The organism is Bradyrhizobium sp. FW305-F6 (assembly GCF_058782905.1).
In genome coordinates this window covers 526709-543841 of sequence record NZ_JBYSYD010000001.1, presented here as the reverse complement: position 1 = coordinate 543841, position 17133 = coordinate 526709, and the positions used below count along the sequence as shown (strand labels likewise).

Genomic DNA, 17133 nt, shown 5'->3' with positions numbered 1-17133 from the left:
CTTGCTGGGTCCCGGCTCGCGCTTCGCGCGTCCGGGACACGAGATTAGAGCACCCTGAAGATCGCCAGGGCCAGCACCGCCTGCGCGAGGAAGCCGACGGTGAAGGCCAGCGTGCGGAACACGGGGATGCCGAGCGCATAGACGATCAGATGCGCGACGCGGGCCCAGAAATAGACGGCGCAGGCGAGCACGGTCCATTTGGTGGAATAGTCGATCGCGTTCAGGATGAGCACCAGCGGCGCGAACACGATCAGGTTTTCGACCGCATTGTCGTGCGCGAACATCAGCCGGTTCGCCCATTCCGATTGCGGCTTGTCGCCGCGCGAGGGATTGGCCATCGCGCCGGAGAGGCCGCGGATCTGGCAACGGTTGATGGTGTAAGGAATCCAGAGAATGCCGGTCAGGATCACCGTGCAGGTCAGCCAGAACAATTCGCGCGTCATAACCCGGTCCCTCTCAAGTCGATGTCGTGAGTATACAGAAGCGCGCTTGCGTCCGCTACGCGCGAACCCTGACGTAGCTGCCGGGCGCATCCTCGATCGGGGGCAAAGCTTCGCAGCCAATGCCGCGCGCCGGCACTTCCTCGGGATCGAGCGAACCCAGCCATTCCCGCCAGTCGGGCCACCACGAGCCTTTGTGCTCGACGGCCCCCTTCATCCACTGCGCGACGTCGACGTCCTTGATGTTGTCGTTGGTCCAGTACTGATACTTGTTGGAGGCCGGCGGGTTGACCACGCCGGCGATGTGGCCCGAGCCCGACAACACGTACTTCACCGGCCCGCCGAAGAATTGCGAGCCGTACAGCACCGATTCCGCCGGCGCGATGTGGTCCTCGCGGGTGGCGAGATTGTAGACGGGCACCTTGACCTTGGAGAGGTCGAGCAGGGTGTTGTCGAGCACCATCGTTCCCGTGGAGAGCCGGTTCTCCAGATAGCAGTTGCGCAGATAATAGGAATGATTGGCCTGCGTCATCCGCGTCGCGTCCGAGTTCCAGTGCAACAGGTCGAATGCGCTCGGCTGCTGGCCCTTCAGATAGTTGCTGACGACGTAGGACCAGATGAGGTCGTTGGAGCGCAGCATGTTGAAGGCCATCGCCATCTTCGAGCCTTCGAGCACGCCTGATGCCTTCATGTCCTGCTCGAGCGCCGCAATCTGCTCCTCGTCGACGAACACGAGGAGATCGCCGGCATGGGTGAAGTCGACCTGGGCGGCGAAGAAGGTCGCGGACGCCACGCGCTGGCGGCGCTTCTCGGCGAGCCAGGCCAAGGTGGTCGCGAGCATGGTGCCGCCGACGCAATAGCCGGCGGTGTGCACCTTCATCTCGCCGGTGACCTTCTCGATCACGTCCATCGCCGTGAGCGGGCCTTCCTTCATGTAGTCTTCCCAGCTCTTGCTGCCGAGCCGCTTGTCGGGATTGACCCACGAGATCACGAACACGGTGATGCCCTGGTCGACGCACCACTTGATGTAGGATTTCTCCGGCTTCAGATCGAGGATGTAGAACTTGTTGATCCAGGGCGGCACGATCAGGAGCGGGGTGCGCAGCACCTTCTCCGTGGTCGGCGAATACTGGATCAACTGCATCATCTCGTTCTGGTAGATCACCTTGCCCGGCGTCGTCGCCATGTTCACGCCGACGACGAGATTGTCCGGATTGGACTGGCGGATCTTCAGCATGCCCTTGCCGGCCGCGATGTCTTCGGCCAGCATCGAAAGGCCGCGCGCGAGGTTCTCGCCGCTGGATGCCACCGTCTCGCGCAGCACCTCCGGATTGGTCAGCACGAAGTTCGAGGGCGACAGCGCATTGGTGACCTGCTGGACGTAGAACTCGGCCTTGCGCCGCGTGCGCGGATCGAGCCCTTCGGCGTCGCGCACCAGATCCTGCGCCCATTTGGTGGTGAGCAAATAGAGCTGCATGACGAAGTCGAAGAACTGGTTCGACTTCCATTCCGGATCGGCAAAGCGCTTGTCGCGCGGCGATGGCGCGATCGCGGGGTCGGCGTTCTGGCCGGCCATGCGGCGCACCGCCGAGCCCCAGAGGTCGAGATAGTCCTTGGCGAGCTTGGTCTGCAGATCGGAGGAGCGGGACGTATCCGAGAGCCAGTATTCGGCGACCGACGTGAAGGTCTTGACGATCTCGGCCAGCTCGGGCGGCGGGCGATCCTGCACCTCGCCGCTCTCACGCGGCTTGAGGTAGGCCGCGAGCGCCTTGCCGCCGCTTTCCATCGCCCGCGCGACATTCATCGCGAAGGCTTCCGCATCGAACTTCGTCTCGGTTTTCGGCGTATCGGTCGTGGCCATGCTCATGAGCAGAACAGTAACGATTCAATCCGTATTCGTCACCGCGAAGCTCGCATCTTTGACGTTAAACACGCTCGAAGATGTGCTGCACTGCGACAAGTTTTCCTGGGTTCCGTCATAATCAGGCCGCACCGGGCGGCTTGATGGCGCCGGGGCGTTATTCTCGCTCGCACCATTTGGGCAGCAATGGTTTGAGCTTGTGCGCGGTCTTGGGTAAGGTGGCCCGGGGCCGTGCTTTGGGACGAGTAGGGGATTTCCCAAGTGTTGGCGTTGTGGGACCTGCAAAAGAGGCCGCTGACCTGCGGCGCGCTGTTGATGACAGCGCTTGTCATGAGCGGCTGTTCGAGTCAGTTCGCGGATATGACGCCTGCGGATGCGCAGACGCATGTCAGGGAGCCCGGCAGCTATCTCCCCGTGCACGATCTGCCCCCGGACCGCGATCAGGCGATCATCTCGCCTGAGCAGCGTGCCAAGATCGAGGCCGAACTTGCCGCGGCACGCGACCGCCAGGCGGCTGCCGGCAAGGACGCCAAATAGGCCCCACGAGCGTCGGGACCGGCAAGGTAATCGCTGGCGCCCTCGCTTTGCCGTGCTAAAAGACCTCGTTCAGCCAAAAGTCAGGGCGAACGACTTCAGTCCTCATCGTCGATGATTGCTCTAAGTGTTTGATTTTGAGTAATTTTCGTGGTGGACCTGAGTGCCTTTTGGAATGGCCTTCGGGCCTGTCGATTCTGTCCTGACCGGTTGCCCGGAGCCCAGAGAGCCATGGAAGAATTTTACCGCATCCGCCGCCTTCCGCCCTACGTTTTCGAGCAGGTGAACAGGGCCAAGGCGGCTGCGCGGAACGCCGGCGCCGACATCATCGACCTCGGCATGGGCAATCCGGATCTGCCGGCGCCGCCCCATGTGCTGGAGAAGCTGAAGGAGACGCTCGGCAAGCCGCGCACCGACCGCTACTCGGCCTCGCGCGGCATCCCCGGGCTGCGCCGGGCCCAGGCCGCCTATTACGCCCGCCGCTTCGGCGTGAAGCTGAACCCGGACACCCAGGTGGTGGCGACGCTCGGCTCGAAAGAAGGTTTTGCCAACGTGGCGCAGGCGATCACCGCGCCCGGCGACGTCATCCTGTGTCCGAACCCGAGCTACCCGATTCATGCCTTCGGCTTCTTGATGGCGGGCGGCGTGATCCGCTCGGTGCCGTCGGAGCCGACGCCGCAATTCTTCGAGGCGGCGGAGCGGGCGATCGTGCATTCGATCCCCAAGCCGCTCGCGCTCGTCGTCTGCTATCCCTCGAACCCGACCGCCTATGTCGCGAGCCTCGACTTCTACAAGGACCTCGTCGCCTTCGCCAAGAAGCACGAGATCCTGATCCTGTCCGATCTCGCCTATGCCGAGGTCTATTTCGACGAGAGCAACCCGCCGCCCTCGGTGCTCCAGGTGCCGGGCGCGATGGACTGCACCGTCGAGTTCACCTCGATGTCGAAGACCTATTCGATGGCCGGCTGGCGCATGGGCTTTGCGGTCGGCAATGAGCGCGTGATCGCAGCGCTCGCGCGCGTCAAATCCTACCTCGACTACGGCGCGTTCACGCCGGTCCAGGTCGCCGCGACCGCCGCGCTGAACGGCCCGGACGATTGCATCAAGGAGATGCGCGACACCTACCGCAAGCGCCGCGACGCGCTGGTGGAATCGTTCGGCCGGGCCGGCTGGGAAATCCCGGCGCCGGAGGCCTCGATGTTTGCCTGGGTGCCGCTGCCGGAAGCCTTCCGCAGCGTCGGCAGCATGCAGTTCGCGACCTTGTTGGTGGAGAAATCCGGCGTCGCGGTCTCCCCCGGCGTCGGCTTCGGCGAGCATGGTGAAGGATATGTCCGCATCGCCATGGTGGAAAACGAGCAACGGATCAGGCAGGCCGCGCGCGGCGTGCGCCGCTTCCTTGAAAGCGGCATCGAAACGTTGCACAACGTGGTTCCGCTCGCCAACCGGCGCTAAGTTCTCTTCTGCAGGTTTTCTGAAATATCATGGTCGCACCCCTGAAAGTGGGCATAGCGGGGCTCGGCACCGTGGGTGCCGAGGTCATCCGTTTGATCGAAACGCAGGCGCGCGTGCTCGCGGGCCGCAGCGGCCGGGGCATTCGCGTGGTTGCGGTCACCGCGCGTTCGAAGGCGAAGAAGCGCGGCATCGATCTGCGCGGCTTCGAATGGGCGAAGGACCCGATCGCGCTTGCCACCCATCCGGAGGTCGATTGCTTCGTCGAGCTGATGGGCGGCGCCGGCGACCCCGCGCTGTCGGCGGTCGACGCCGCGCTGGGCGCCGGCAAGTCGGTGGTCACCGCCAACAAGGCGCTGCTGGCAAAGCACGGAATCAAGCTCGCCAAGACGGCAGAAAAGCACGGCGGTGCGCTGAATTTCGAGGCAGCCGTCGGCGCCGCGATCCCTGTCATCAAGACGTTGCGCGAAGGCCTCGCCGGAACCGGCATCAACCGCGTCTACGGCATCCTCAACGGCACCTGCAATTACATCCTGACCCGGATGGAGCAGGAAGGCCTGTCATTCGAGGAATGCCTGAAGGATGCCCAGCGGCTCGGCTATGCCGAGGCCGATCCGTCGTTCGACGTCGATGGCCACGACACCGCGCAGAAGCTCGCCATTCTCGCCAGCCTCGCTTTCGGCACGAAAGTTGCTCAAAGTGCGGTGTATGTCGAAGGCATTTCCTCCATCGCGCCGGAAGATCTACGCGCCGCCGATGATCTCGGTTACCGCCTCAAGCTGCTCGGCGTTGCGGTTCGTACCGCCAAGGGCATCGAGCAGCGCGTGCACCCGACCATGGTGCCGAAATCATCCTCGATCGCGCAGGTGATGGGCGTCACCAATGCAGTCACGATCGACGGCGAAGGCATTCCGCCGATCACGCTGGTCGGCCCCGGCGCGGGTGGTGCCGCGACTGCCTCCGCCGTCGTCGCCGACATTGCCGACGTCGCGCGCGGCATCCGCGCCAATCCGTTCGGCCGGCCGATTTCGCAGCTGCATGACACCAAGAAGGCGCCGATGGAGCGGCACGAGGGCGGCTACTACATCCGCCTGCTCGCGCGCGATTTTCCCGGCACCGCGGCTGCGATCGCAACACGGCTTGCAGAACAGAAGATTTCGATCGAGTCGATCGTGCAGCGTCATCCCAACGGCGGCGCTGCGCGCGCGGACGGCAAGGCGGTCCCCGTGCCGGTCATCCTGATCACCTATGCGACGCATGAGGACGCGGTGCGCCGCGCGCTCGCCGCCGTGCAAAAGGACAAGGTCATCAGCGGCCGGCCGCAGGTGATCCGGATCGAAAAGAACTAGAGCATGACCCCGGAAAAGTGTTGAGCGGTTTTCCGGAAAGGTCATGCTCAAGCCATGAGGCGGTCGTTCGTTCGAACGAACTGCGGGCGTCGTGAGTTAGGGCGGGCAGGATTCCTGTCCCAAACCGTTTCGAAGGAGTGAGCCGATGTCGACCCATATTGAAGTCCCCCCGCACGCCTTGCTCGAGCGCATTCTGACGCTGGAGATCGTGCGGGTGACGGAGCGGGCGGCGGTGTCCTCGGCGCGGCTGCGCGGGCACGGCAACGAGAAAGCGGCCGACCAGGCCGCCGTCGACGCCATGCGGCGCGAGCTCAACAAGCTGCCGATCCAGGGCACCATCGTGATCGGCGAGGGCGAGCGCGACGAGGCCCCGATGCTTTACATCGGCGAGCAGGTCGGCCTCAAGGCGGGTCCTGAAGTCGATATCGCGGTCGACCCGCTCGAAGGTACCACGCTGTGCGCCAAGAACATGCCGGGCTCGATCGCCACCATGGCAATGGCCGACGGCGGCACGCTGCTGCACGCCCCCGACGTCTACATGCAGAAGCTCGCGATCGGCCCCGGCTACGACAAGGGCGTCGTCGATCTCGATGCCTCGCCGGCCGACAATGTCCGCCGCCTTGCCAAGGCCAAGGGCGTCAAGCCGGAACACATCACGGTGCTCGTGCTCGACCGGCCGCGCCACGCCGACATCATTTCGGGCGTGCGCTCGACCGGCGCCGCCGTGCGCCTGATCACCGACGGCGACGTCGCCGGCGTGATCCACTGCGCCGATCCAGACAACACCGGCGTCGACATGTATCTCGGCACCGGCGGCGCGCCGGAAGGCGTGCTCGCGGCCGTGGCGCTGCGCTGCATCGGCGGCCAGATGCAGTGCCGCCTGATCCTCGATTCCGAGGAGAAGCGCGAGCGCGCCGCCAAGATGGGCGTCAACGACCCCAAGATGATCTACGGCATCGAGGACATGGCGCGCGGCGACTGCCTGTTTGCCGCCACCGGCGTCACCACGGGCTCGCTGCTGTCAGGGGTGAAATTCCGCAAGGACGGCGTGATCGAAACCGAGACAGTGGTGATGCGCTCCGTCACCGGCACCGTGCGTTACATCAAGGCCGAACACCGCCAGCTGGAGAAGTTCCACCTGGATTGAGCTAGGCAACCAGCTTGCCGTCATTCCGGGGCTCGCGTAGCGAGAGCCCGGAATCCATCCGACGGCAAACTCAGACGGGAGATGGATTCCGGGCTCCCCGGGCCGCGCTTCGCGCGATCCCGGCGCCCCGGAATGACCAACGATAAGAACACAAGGAGTCGCCCATGTCCGATCTCTCCGCCGTCAAAGCCCTGGTCTTCGACGTCTTCGGCACGGTCGTGGACTGGCGCACCAGCCTGATCACCGACTTCATGTGGTGGAGCAAGCAGCGCGGCATCACGGCCGACTGGACCGCGCTCGTCGACGGCTGGCGCGGCATGTACATGGCTTCGATGGACGACGTGCGCCAGCATCCCGAGCGCGGCTATGTCATGCTCGACGATCTGCACCGCCGTTCGCTGGAAAAGCTGGTCGAGCAATTCGCGATCAAGGGCCTCACCGAAGCCGATCTCGATTATCTCACCAAGGGCTGGCACCGCCTGCATCCCTGGCCCGACAGCGTCGCCGGCCTCACGCGGCTGAAGTCGAAATTCGTCATCGCGCCGCTCTCGAACGGCAATGTCGCGCTTCTCACCAACATGGCGAAGTTCGCTGGCCTGCCGTGGGACCTCATCATGTCGGCCGAACTGTTCGAGCACTACAAGCCCGATCCGGAGACTTATCTCGGAGCAGCCAAGCTGCTCTGCCTGAAGCCGGACGAGGTGATGATGGTCGCGGCCCACAATGGCGATCTCGCCGCCGCGCAGAAGAACGGGCTGAAGACCGCGTTCGTGGCGAGGCCGACCGAGTACGGACCGCTCCAGAAGGTCGACTTCGAGGCGACCGGCAATTGGGACATCGTCGCGAAGGATTTTGGCGGTATCGCGGACAGGCTGGGGTGCTAGGTGGGCAAGCGGATTGCCGAGCCGTATCAGCATCTGCGAACATTCGCGTTCGGCGACAGTCCTGGACTAGCGGACGAATTGGTCGAGCTCGTTGTGAAGGACATCAAGACCGCGTCTTGCAGCACCGGGGACGAGCCGAACACGTCTATGCCCGGTGAACGCTGGGTCGTTCTCGACGGGAGAGGAGAGCCGCGCTGCGTCATCGAAACCATCAAGGTGACATACCGGCGGTTCGATGAGGTCGATGATGCGTTTGCGCACGAGGAGGGAGAGGGGGATCGGAGCCTGGCCCATTGGCGCCGTGCCCATCAGTCCTATTTCGGCCGCCTCGGGCGATACAGCGATGACATGTTGCTGATGTGCGAGCGTTTTCGCCTGATCGAGGTCTTCGGCGATGCCGAGACAAGTCGCTAGCTACGAAGCCGCGATCGGCTGTTCGGGATTGCTGGATGAGCTGCGGGAGTTCGATCCCCGCGTGGTCGGGACGCTGCCCTTGGGGCTCTCGACGCCAACGAGCGATATCGATGTCGTCTGCCATGTCAGGGACGCGGCGGCTTTCGCCGAAGCGGTCTGGCGGCGGTACCGCTGCTGCGACGGGTTCGCGATCTACCAATGGCGCTCCAGCCGGCGGCCCGTGATCGTCCGCTTCGAATGGGATGGTTGGCCGTTCGAATTGTTCGGCGATCCGCGGCCGGTCGATCAGCACGAGGGCTGGCTGCACTTCGAGGTCGAGCGAAGATTGCTCGCGCTCGACGACGGGCCCCTGCGCAAAGCGGTGGCCGGACTGAGGGCGCGCGGGATGAAAACCGAGCCTGCATTTGCCGCGGTGCTCGGCATCGCCGGAGACCCGTATGTCGGATTGCTGGCCCTGGCCCGTGAGAGCGACACTGATCTGCGGGCGCGCCTGGAGCGTCTATAAAGCGCGCCTCAATCGATCGCCGGTCCGGACAGCGCCTGCGCCGCCCGGACCGGACCTGATTGACCTACAACGTCATCTTCATCGGCTCGGGATAGTAGCGGAAACCATCTCCGGCCTTGGCGACATGGCCATAGCCCGGCCAGGCGAAGTGATAAGACATCACCGGGATCTTATTGCTGGCCAGCATCGTCAGTAGCTTGACGCGCGATTCGGCCGCCTGCTTCGGGTCGGAGTCGTAGGAGAACTCCATCCGCGGCTTTTCCAGCAGCAGCACCGAATGGTGCGAGAGATCGCCGAGGAAGGCGAACGACTTGCCTGCCGATGAGACCATGAAGATGGTATGGCCGACGGTGTGGCCGGGCGCGGCGATCGCCTGCACGCCGGGCAGGAACTCCTGGCCGTCCTTGAAGAACACGATGCGGTCGCGCACGGGGAGCAGGTTCTTGCGGGCGTGAACGACGAAGTCTTTGGCCGCGCTGCCGAGCTTGCCCTCGTCGGTCCAGAAGTCGAAATCGCTCTGGGCAATGTAGACCTGCGCGTTCGGAAACAGCGGCTTGCCACCCTCGTCGACGATGCCGCCGATATGGTCGATATGGGCATGTGAGCAGACCACGGCGTCGATGTCTTCCGGCTTGATGCCGGCCTCGGTCATGCTCTTCTGCTGCCGCCCGGTGCTGGCGCCGAACATTTTTGATGAGCCCATGCCGGTGTCGAACAGGATGAGCTTGTCGCCGGTGTTGACGATCGGAGAATTCTGTTCGAGCACGACGTTGTCCGGCGCCAGGAAGTTGTCCGCCAGCATCTTCTTCACCTCTTCCTTGGGAACGCCGGTGAAGGTCCCCGAGGGATCGCCGAGCGGCAGCGGCCCGTCGGATACGACGGTCACCTCGGCATCGCCGAGAACGAAGCGGTGCCAGTAGGGCGTCTGGGTGCCGAGCTTGGGAGCTCGCGCCAGCGCGCTGCTGCCGAGCATGGTGCTGGCGCCGAGGCCGGCTCCGAGTGCGAGCAGGGATCGACGTGAGACATCGAGTGACATGCGTTTCCTCACCTTTTTTGACCTTGCGCGATTGTTCGCGCCTTGTGTTCGGCCTGAGCCGACAGCGGGATGCTGCGCCGGTTCAGACGAGCTAGCAAGTGGAATGGTTGAAGAAAGATCGGGGTGGAAGTGGCCCCCGCGATTCAGAGCGTGTGCCGAAGTGCGTTGACCTCCGATCAATGGGGCCGAGCCGGCGCAACTCGAAAAACATTCAATGATTGTGTCTCGAGTGTGTCTACTCAGCGCCGTTGCAGCGGTGTCTTCAGTTCAATTTTTTCTTTGCGCGGTGCGGAATCGAATTGCGATCACCTCGCCCTTCATCCGACTGGTCTCGTCACATGTTCGATCGAGCGGTTGGCCTGGACTGGCGAATGCCTGGTCAAGCCTATCCTGCCGGCCGGCGTCCTCGGCTGCCAAGAGAGCACATGGCGCGAATGGTGACGCTTCGGGTTCGGCGATGCGCTGCACGAGCAAGAGCGGGACGTGGTGATCCGCGTCCACCGGGATCTGACGGCACGGCCGCCGCCCCAATAGCTCGTTGCCGCACTGGTGAGCGAGAAAGCGTCGGCCGCCCAATTATTAGTCATTGCAAGCCTGCAAATCAATCATGCCAGAGATTGTTTTCAATATGCATTCCTGCACGATGGATTGCACATCTCGCCATTTTCTTTCGGCGGCCTGAAGTCGACACTCCTGGTGCTCACGGCGGACAGCGCTGCGCACCGCGAGACCACGAGGATGCTGATGCAACAGATCAACGAGGTGATCTCGAACCCGAAACTGAGGCGCGCGGTCGAACTCGCGACGGGACCTCTGTTGCTGTTCGCGCTGTGGTGGATCGCCTTCAAGGGGCAACTGGTCAACAAGGATTTGCTGCCGTCGCCGGTCGACACGCTGCGCGATACTGCGGCCAGCATCGCGGCCGGCAATATGACCGGCGACTTCGTCCATACCATCGCGCGCGTCGGCTATTCGACCCTGATCGCCGTCGTCGCCGGTGTCCCGATCGGGATCGTGCTCGGCGCCAAGGCCGCGATCTATCGCTCGGTCGAATTCCTGGTCGACTTTTTCCGCTCGACGCCGGCCACGGCGATGTTTCCGCTGTTCCTGCTGCTGTTCGGCCTCGGCGATTTAGCCAAGATCGCGGTTGCAGCTTTTGCCGCCTGGCTCGTCATCGTCTTCAACGTCGCTTACGGCGTGATGAACGCCCGCCAGACGCGCATCCTTGCGGCCCGCTCGATGGGCGCGTCGTCGCTGCGCATCTTCAAGGACGTCATCTTCTACGAAACCCTGCCGCAGACCTTCATCGGCCTGCGCACAGCGGTGTCGCTGGCGCTGGTCGTGATCATCGTCGCCGAGATGTTCATTGGCGCAACCGATGGCATCGGCCACCGCATCATCGACGCGCAGATCTCGTATTCGCTCACCGATATGTACGGCTCCATCCTGATCGCAGGCGCGATGGGATACGGGCTCAACCTCATGCTCCTGATGATCGAGCGTTCGCTCATTCACTGGGCCGGCAGATAGTCCGCCAATCCAACACGAAGAGGCCATCATGCACATGAAGAGATTCCTTGCAGCATTCGCAACTTCCACGGTCCTGCTTGGCGCGACTGCCGCACATGCGGCCTGCGACAAGACCGAGAAAGTGACGGCGGTCTGGCTGCCGATCATGCAGACGACGGCGTATTATGTCGCTCTCGAGGAGAAGCTGTTCGAAAAGGCGTGCATTGAAATCGTTTCCACGAAGATGGAAGCGCCGAACCAGATCATCGATGCGCTGATCGCGGAGCGTGCCGATTTCGGCCCTCCCGGCGCGGCCGCTGGCATCGCGATGATCGCGGAGGCCAAATTCCCCGGTAAGCTCAAGGTGTTCGGCCTGCAGGGCGGCGGCGTCGCGGTCGACCGCATCAATGACGGCCTGATCGTCAAGCCGGACAGCTCGATCAAGAGCTTCGCCGACCTGAAGGGCAAATCGCTCGGTCACGTTCCGGGCATTCAATGGCGCACCATCTCCCGCCACATGGTCCGTTCGGCAGGCCTCGATCCCGACACCGACGTCAAGCTGGTGGACCTGGCGGTCGCCATGCAGGTGCCTGCCGTAGTTGGCGGTACCGTCGATGCCACGTTGTCGCTCGAGCCGGTCGGATCCATCGCCGTAGCCTCGGGCAAGGCCGCGCGCGCCCTGACCAATCCGGTCGCCCGCGTCATCGCTGATCCCTTCTACTCCGGGGCTTCGCTGATCACCACCAAGTTCCTCAAGGACCGGCCCGACGTGGCGCGCAAGGTCGTCGCAGTCATCGACGAGGCGACCGATCTCGTGAACGCCAATTTCGCGAAGTACAAGCCGATCCTCGTCAAATACACGCCCACCAAGGAGGATCAACTCGAGTTCCTGGCACAGCCCTATCTGCGCGGCTTCAAGGACCTCAACGAGACCGACATGAAGTCGTACCAGGCGCTGGTCGACGTCTTCATCAAGGAGGGCGTGGTCGCAGGGCCGATCAACGTCAAGGACAAGATCCTCGCCAAGTCAGATCTCGGAAACTGAGTGACATTCCGATGGGGAAAGTGACCGCGATCCGAAGCATCGACCTGGCAGCCGAAGGGACGTCGCACGTTCCTTCGCCCAAACCGCGGCAAGCCTACGTCACCGTGCGCGGGCTGAGCAAGAAGTTCCAGGGCACGACGATCTACGACGATTTCTCGATCGACCTGCCGATGGGAAAGTTCATCTCGGTCTTCGGGCCGAACGGTTGCGGCAAGAGCACTTTCATCAACATGATCTCCGGCCTGATGCCGATGGATGCGGGCGAGGTGCTTTACGACGGCCAGACCATCCGCGACACCAGGATCTCGTACGTCTTCCAGAACTACAGGGAGGCGCTGTTTCCCTGGATGCGCTCGATCGACAACATCCACTATCCACTGAAGGTGCTGGGAGTGGAGCGCAAGGAGCGCCACCGGCGCGTGGAGAAGCTGCTCGCCGATTTCGACGTGCCGTTCGACCTCAATGCCTATCCCTACACCCTGTCCGGAGGCCAGCAGCAGACGGTTTCGATCCTGCGCGCGCTCGTGACCGAGCCCGAAGTGCTGTTCCTCGATGAGCCGTTCTCTGCGCTGGACTACGAGATGACGCTGTTCATGCGCGAGCGGCTCCAGCACATCTTCATGAAGCTGAAGACAACGATGCTGCTGGTGTCGCACGATCTCGAAGAGGCCATTCAGCTCGCCGACCAGGTCGTGCTGCTGACGCGGCGGCCGACGCGGGTGGCGGAGATCGTTCCGGTAGACTTGCCCTGGCCGCGCGACCTCGACGTCACCACCGGCGAGGGCTTCATCAACCTGAAACGCCATTGCCTCGACCGCTTCTGGCGCGAGGTCAAGCGAGACTAATTCAATCAACCTTCGACAGATGGAGACCAACATGACGAAGCGCCGTTTCCGCGCTGCCGCCGTCCAGACGCTCGCCCGTTTGGGGGACTTCGACCACAACATCGCGCTCGCCACCCAATATGTCGAGGACGCGGTGAGGCAGGGCGCCGAGCTGGTGGTGTTCCCCGAATGCATGGACACCGGCTACCTCTTCGATTCCGTCGAGCATTGCCGCGAGCTCGCCGAGACGATGAAGGACGGTCCGTTCGTGACGGCGTTGGCTGCGTTGGCCAGGACGCACGGCATTTACATTGCCAGCGGCGTGACCGAGTGGGATCCCGGCAAGGAGAAGATCTTCAACACCGGGATCATGTTCGGCCGAAACGGCGAGACGGTCTGCCACTATCACAAGCAGTTCCTCGCCACCCACGATCAGAACTGGTTTGCGTTCGGGGAGCGCGGCTGCCCGGTGGTGGAGACCGACCTCGGAAAGATCGGCTTGCTGATCTGCTTCGACGGTCGCATTCCCGAGATCTTCCGCGCGATGGCGATGCAGGGCGCGGAGGTGATCGTCGACATGGCGAACTTCTTCGCCATGGACCAGGCGGACATGTGGGGCCCGGCCCGCAGCTACGAGAACGGCGTGTGGCTCGTGGCGGCAACCAAGGCCGGCTATGAGCGATCGATCTACTATCCCGGCGGCAGTATGATAGTCGATCCCAAGGGCCGGGTGCTGTCGAAGGTGCCGTACGATACGCACGGCATGGCCATCGCCGATGTCGATCTCGACGCCGCGCACGACAAGTCGATCTACGCGGCGAACGACAAGATCGCCGACCGCCGTCCCGAGACTTACGGCCTGATGGCCATGCCGTATGAGAAGACGCCGGTCTACCGGATCGCCGAGCAGCCGCTGATCCCCGCGAAATCCGTCGCCAAGGTCGCGGCCGTGCAGATGCACGTGACCAAAGGCACTGCGGCCGCAGAGGTGTTCGACATGATCGATCACGCCGCCAAGCTCGGCATCAAGGTTCTCACCCTGCCGGAATATGCGTTCTGCCCATCCGCCATTCCGAGCGCGGCGGAAGCCGCTGCCCTGGCCGACCAGACCACGTCGCTGCTGGCCAAGACCGCAGCGATTGCGTCCCGCTATCAGTGCCTGATCGCGCTGCCTACGGTCGAGCGGGCCGCAGCCGGTCTGTACGTCACGACGTTCCTGATCGGGCCGGACGGGAAGGAGCTCGGGAAATATCGCAAGACCCATCTGACGGCCGAGGAGCGCAAATGGGCGAAGGCGGGCGACGACTATCCGGTGTTCGAGACGCCGTTCGGGCGCATCGGCATCATGTCCGGCTACGACGCCGTGTTTCCCGAGGTCTCGCGTTGTCTCGGAATTGCGGCGGCGGACGTGATCCTGTGGCCGGCTTCGTTGCGCGAACCGTTCGAACGGGAGCTGCTGGCGATCCCGAGGGCCGAGGACAACAGGGTTGCGGTGGTGCTGGCGAACCGCGTCGACTCGCCCTATCCGGGTGGCAGCCTCGTGATTCCCCCGACGGGCTTTCCGCTCTGGGACATCAACGTGGTCGCGCCGCGCGTCTTCAAGCTGGGCGCCGTGATGCCCAAGCACATCGATCTTGCCGTCTGCCGGCAGAAGCTGATGATCCCGAAGGTCGACATGTTCGCCAACCGTCTCGTCGAGACCTACGCCCCGATCATTGCCGCCTGACGATTGCCGTGCCGGCCGATATGCCCGAAACTAGCGAGTGTGAGATGCCGAAGCTCGCGAACGGGCATATCAGGACCGAGATGGCGAAGGCTGCGCGAACGCTGCGCTACAATTGGGACGACGTGATCTTCTTCCTGGAGGTCGCGCGCACCCGAAATCTGGTTCGCGCCGGCCAGAAGCTGAAAGTCGACCACACCACGGTCAGCCGGCGGGTGAGGGAGCTCGAACGCAGCCTCAACACCACGCTGTTCAAGCGCAGCAAATCAGGCTTCGCCCTGACCGAAGCGGGCCTGCGGCTGCTTCAGTTCGCCGAAGGCATGGAGAACAACGCCAACGCCATCATCGAGACGGTGGTCGGCTCCGAGAAGGCAGACGCGGCCGGCGCGGTGCGCATTGCCGCCATGGAAGGGATCGGCAGCATGTACCTGACGAGCTGCATGGCCGCCTTCAGCAAGGTCTGGCCCTCGATCCAGGTCGAGCTGATCACCGATACGCGCCTGCTCGACATGACGCGGCGCGAGGCGGACGTTTTCATCAGCTTCTTCAGGCCAAAGGGGAGGAGGCTCTCGGTCAAGAAGATCGGCGAGTTCAGGATCTTCCTCTACGCCTCCAGCGCCTACCTGCAGCGTGCGGGGGTGCCGTCTGACCTGAAGGACCTCGACAATCACGATTTCATCGATTTCATCGACGAGCATATCCAGCTCAAGGAGAACCGCTGGCTGTCCGATATCCTGCGGCCGGCACATGTCGTGTTTCGCAGCACGAGCCTGGTCTCGCAATATGTGGCGGCATCGAGCGGGCTCGGCATCGCTATGCTGCCGTCCTACGTCGCCGCCCATAACAAGGACCTGCGCCCGGTCTTGCCCAGCTACTTCTCCGTTCGCGACATCTGGCTGTCCGTCCACGAGGACCTGTTGCACATCGCCCGCATCAAGGCGGTCATGGGCTTCCTCGAGAAGCGTGTCGCGGCCGATGCCGGCCACCTGATGTCGGCCACGCATCACGCCAAGGCATGAGAGAAACGCGATTTCAGACGTGCATTCCGGTGCGGTAGCGCGGTAAGCCGACAGGTTCATGGGGCGGCCGAAAAACACGAGATAAATCAACCCTCTGCTACGTGCATGGGGTTGTTTTGCGCATTTTCGTTCGGCAGGCGACCCGGCCGGCCGCTTCGCCTCACGCCCCGCAGACGATCACGCCGTACCAGCCGAGCCCTCGATAGGTCTCATATCCGGGCGTCGCGTGGAAGGCGACCAGCGTGCCGGTGCGATCGTGATAGAAGCCGGAGCGCTGGCCGTTCAGGGACAGCGAGAGGCGCTCGCTGAGGATGCCTTGGCCGTCGGACGCTGCGATCACGCGAAAACTCGAATCGACCAGCAGGACGCGCGCCTTGTCGCCGTCGCCGACCCGGACGCCTTGCACGATGGCGCGGGCCTGCGGCTCCCAGTCGAAATGGATGGCGAGTACGCCGATCGGCGCGCCATGGGCCTGGCCGCCGGCGCGGACGCTGGCGCAATAGGTCGCGACCTGCGCATTGCCGAGCAACGGCTGGTTCTCGACGTCGCCGGCGACATAGTCGTCGCCGGAACGCAGGCTCTTGGCCTCGCGAAACCATTTGGTGTGGGCGACGTTCTGGCCGACGACGCGGAAACGGTCGGCCCGGCCGTTGGCGATGACGTTGCCGTCGAGGTCGCAGAGCCAGAGGTCGAGATAGACGGTGTAGGCCCCCAGGATCACGCCGAGGCGCTCCGAGGCATGGGAAACGGCCGCAGCGCCGGGCGAGGCCGCGCAATCGACCACGGCGGAATCGGTCGCCCACCAGCGCACGTCGCAGGTGCGTTCATAGAGATTGCGGTCGATCAGCTCGATGGCGTTGAGCGACAGGTCCACCATCCGCTCGCCGCGGGAGCGCTGGCTCATACGCTCGATCGAGCCGACGAGATCGCCGGTGCGCTTGGTCAATTGGGTCTCGAGCTCGCGGGCGATGGTCTCGACTTGCTGGCCGACGCCGCGCACTTCCTGCGCCACCACCGCGAAGCCCGCGCCCTGGGCACCGGCACGCGAGCTCTCGATCAGCGCGTTGAGCGCCAGCATCTTCATCTGGTTGGTGATCTGCTGGATCGACTTGGTCTTGTCGACCGCGATCTGGTTGACCTCCGCAGTGAGGCGATTGATCAGCGCGGAAATGTCGGAATCATCGTCGGTGGGTTCGGTGGCAATCGGCTTGGCTTTCAGACCCGGCGCAGCAGACATCGGGGACTTCCCTTGGCAATGAGGCCTGATCTGCAACGAACCCGGAACAACGACTTACAGATCGAATACGTGTCTTTTTCGAAGATTCCGCCTAACGCCTCCTTAATTTGCTGTTCCGCGGCATGCCTAAATGATAGCCAGGCCGGCCTGCCTGCCG

Annotated in this window: 16 protein-coding genes; 12 read left to right on the top strand and 4 right to left on the bottom strand. The window is 63.5% G+C overall.

Annotation, left to right across the window (positions count from 1 at the left end; translation table 11 throughout):
- Positions 1-44: 44 nt before the first annotated feature.
- On the bottom strand, positions 45-443 hold the full coding sequence (locus AC3WLX_RS02715; RefSeq protein WP_291627461.1) for an MAPEG family protein: 399 nt from the start codon (positions 441-443) through the stop codon (positions 45-47).
- A 55-nt stretch (positions 444-498) separates the two neighbouring features.
- Positions 499-2307 carry a PHA/PHB synthase family protein gene (locus AC3WLX_RS02710; RefSeq protein ID WP_492334588.1) on the bottom strand — a complete coding sequence of 603 codons (1809 nt, stop codon included), beginning with the start codon at positions 2305-2307 and terminating at the stop codon, positions 499-501.
- Positions 2308-2562: 255 nt separating this feature from the next.
- On the opposite strand from AC3WLX_RS02710, the gene AC3WLX_RS02705 reads away from it, so the two are divergent.
- The 7 genes from AC3WLX_RS02705 to AC3WLX_RS02675 all read left to right on the top strand — a co-directional run bounded on the left by AC3WLX_RS02705 (position 2563) and on the right by AC3WLX_RS02675 (position 8583).
- Positions 2563-2838 carry a hypothetical protein gene (locus tag AC3WLX_RS02705; protein ID WP_291627465.1) on the top strand — a complete coding sequence of 92 codons (276 nt, stop codon included), beginning with the start codon at positions 2563-2565 and terminating at the stop codon, positions 2836-2838.
- 228 nt (positions 2839-3066) lie between these two features.
- A complete protein-coding gene (locus tag AC3WLX_RS02700; protein WP_492334587.1) occupies positions 3067-4287 on the top strand; it encodes an LL-diaminopimelate aminotransferase in 1221 nt (406 codons plus the stop codon).
- Positions 4288-4316: 29 nt separating this feature from the next.
- Positions 4317-5633, top strand: coding sequence for a homoserine dehydrogenase (locus AC3WLX_RS02695; protein WP_492334586.1), 1317 nt, complete (start codon positions 4317-4319; stop codon positions 5631-5633).
- Positions 5634-5778: 145 nt separating this feature from the next.
- The gene (gene glpX / locus AC3WLX_RS02690) at positions 5779-6780 is read left to right on the top strand and encodes a class II fructose-bisphosphatase (protein WP_492334585.1); all 1002 of its coding nucleotides are present in this window, start codon (positions 5779-5781) and stop codon (positions 6778-6780) included.
- A gap of 164 nt (positions 6781-6944) precedes the next feature.
- Positions 6945-7664, top strand: coding sequence for a haloacid dehalogenase type II (locus tag AC3WLX_RS02685; RefSeq protein ID WP_492334584.1), 720 nt, complete (start codon positions 6945-6947; stop codon positions 7662-7664).
- Positions 7665-8078: an ASCH domain-containing protein gene (locus tag AC3WLX_RS02680; protein ID WP_492334583.1), complete on the top strand. Its 414-nt coding sequence runs from the start codon at positions 7665-7667 to the stop codon at positions 8076-8078.
- A 28-nt stretch (positions 8079-8106) separates the two neighbouring features.
- Complete coding sequence (locus AC3WLX_RS02675) at positions 8107-8583, top strand: DUF4269 domain-containing protein (RefSeq protein WP_492334582.1); 477 nt, start codon at positions 8107-8109, stop codon at positions 8581-8583.
- A 64-nt stretch (positions 8584-8647) separates the two neighbouring features.
- Here the strand turns inward: AC3WLX_RS02675 and AC3WLX_RS02670 are convergent, their stop codons facing one another.
- Positions 8648-9619 carry an MBL fold metallo-hydrolase gene (locus tag AC3WLX_RS02670; protein WP_492334581.1) on the bottom strand — a complete coding sequence of 324 codons (972 nt, stop codon included), beginning with the start codon at positions 9617-9619 and terminating at the stop codon, positions 8648-8650.
- 549 nt (positions 9620-10168) lie between these two features.
- Between AC3WLX_RS02670 and AC3WLX_RS02665 the strand changes: the two genes are divergently transcribed.
- Genes AC3WLX_RS02665 through AC3WLX_RS02645 form a run of 5 tightly spaced genes read left to right on the top strand, consistent with a single transcriptional unit; the run spans position 10169 to position 15739 of the window.
- Positions 10169-11149, top strand: a complete 981-nt coding sequence (locus AC3WLX_RS02665) for an ABC transporter permease (RefSeq protein WP_492334580.1) — start codon at positions 10169-10171, stop codon at positions 11147-11149.
- A gap of 28 nt (positions 11150-11177) precedes the next feature.
- Positions 11178-12173, top strand: a complete 996-nt coding sequence (locus AC3WLX_RS02660) for an ABC transporter substrate-binding protein (protein ID WP_492334579.1) — start codon at positions 11178-11180, stop codon at positions 12171-12173.
- Between the two features lie 11 nt (positions 12174-12184).
- Complete coding sequence (locus tag AC3WLX_RS02655; RefSeq protein ID WP_492334578.1) at positions 12185-13018, top strand: ABC transporter ATP-binding protein; 834 nt, start codon at positions 12185-12187, stop codon at positions 13016-13018.
- Between the two features lie 31 nt (positions 13019-13049).
- Positions 13050-14723, top strand: coding sequence for a carbon-nitrogen hydrolase family protein (locus tag AC3WLX_RS02650; RefSeq protein WP_492334577.1), 1674 nt, complete (start codon positions 13050-13052; stop codon positions 14721-14723).
- A gap of 44 nt (positions 14724-14767) precedes the next feature.
- The gene (locus tag AC3WLX_RS02645; protein WP_492334576.1) at positions 14768-15739 is read left to right on the top strand and encodes a LysR family transcriptional regulator; all 972 of its coding nucleotides are present in this window, start codon (positions 14768-14770) and stop codon (positions 15737-15739) included.
- A 160-nt stretch (positions 15740-15899) separates the two neighbouring features.
- On the opposite strand, the gene AC3WLX_RS02640 is transcribed toward AC3WLX_RS02645, so the two are convergent.
- A complete protein-coding gene (locus AC3WLX_RS02640; protein ID WP_492334575.1) occupies positions 15900-16976 on the bottom strand; it encodes a methyl-accepting chemotaxis protein in 1077 nt (358 codons plus the stop codon).
- Between the last annotated feature and the right edge of the window lie 157 nt (positions 16977-17133).

Excerpts from the sequence above, each read along its gene's own strand:
- AC3WLX_RS02715 (WP_291627461.1), bottom strand. The coding sequence starts at position 443 with ATGACGCGCGAATTGTTCTGGCTGACCTGCACGGTGATCCTGACCGGC.
- AC3WLX_RS02710 (WP_492334588.1), bottom strand. The coding sequence starts at position 2,307 with ATGAGCATGGCCACGACCGATACGCCGAAAACCGAGACGAAGTTCGAT.
- AC3WLX_RS02700 (WP_492334587.1), top strand. The coding sequence starts at position 3,067 with ATGGAAGAATTTTACCGCATCCGCCGCCTTCCGCCCTACGTTTTCGAG.
- AC3WLX_RS02695 (WP_492334586.1), top strand. The coding sequence starts at position 4,317 with ATGGTCGCACCCCTGAAAGTGGGCATAGCGGGGCTCGGCACCGTGGGT.
- glpX (WP_492334585.1), top strand. The coding sequence starts at position 5,779 with ATGTCGACCCATATTGAAGTCCCCCCGCACGCCTTGCTCGAGCGCATT.
- AC3WLX_RS02685 (WP_492334584.1), top strand. The coding sequence starts at position 6,945 with ATGTCCGATCTCTCCGCCGTCAAAGCCCTGGTCTTCGACGTCTTCGGC.
- AC3WLX_RS02670 (WP_492334581.1), bottom strand. The coding sequence starts at position 9,619 with ATGTCACTCGATGTCTCACGTCGATCCCTGCTCGCACTCGGAGCCGGC.
- AC3WLX_RS02660 (WP_492334579.1), top strand. The coding sequence starts at position 11,178 with ATGCACATGAAGAGATTCCTTGCAGCATTCGCAACTTCCACGGTCCTG.
- AC3WLX_RS02655 (WP_492334578.1), top strand. The coding sequence starts at position 12,185 with ATGGGGAAAGTGACCGCGATCCGAAGCATCGACCTGGCAGCCGAAGGG.
- AC3WLX_RS02650 (WP_492334577.1), top strand. The coding sequence starts at position 13,050 with ATGACGAAGCGCCGTTTCCGCGCTGCCGCCGTCCAGACGCTCGCCCGT.
- AC3WLX_RS02645 (WP_492334576.1), top strand. The coding sequence starts at position 14,768 with ATGCCGAAGCTCGCGAACGGGCATATCAGGACCGAGATGGCGAAGGCT.
- AC3WLX_RS02640 (WP_492334575.1), bottom strand. The coding sequence starts at position 16,976 with ATGTCTGCTGCGCCGGGTCTGAAAGCCAAGCCGATTGCCACCGAACCC.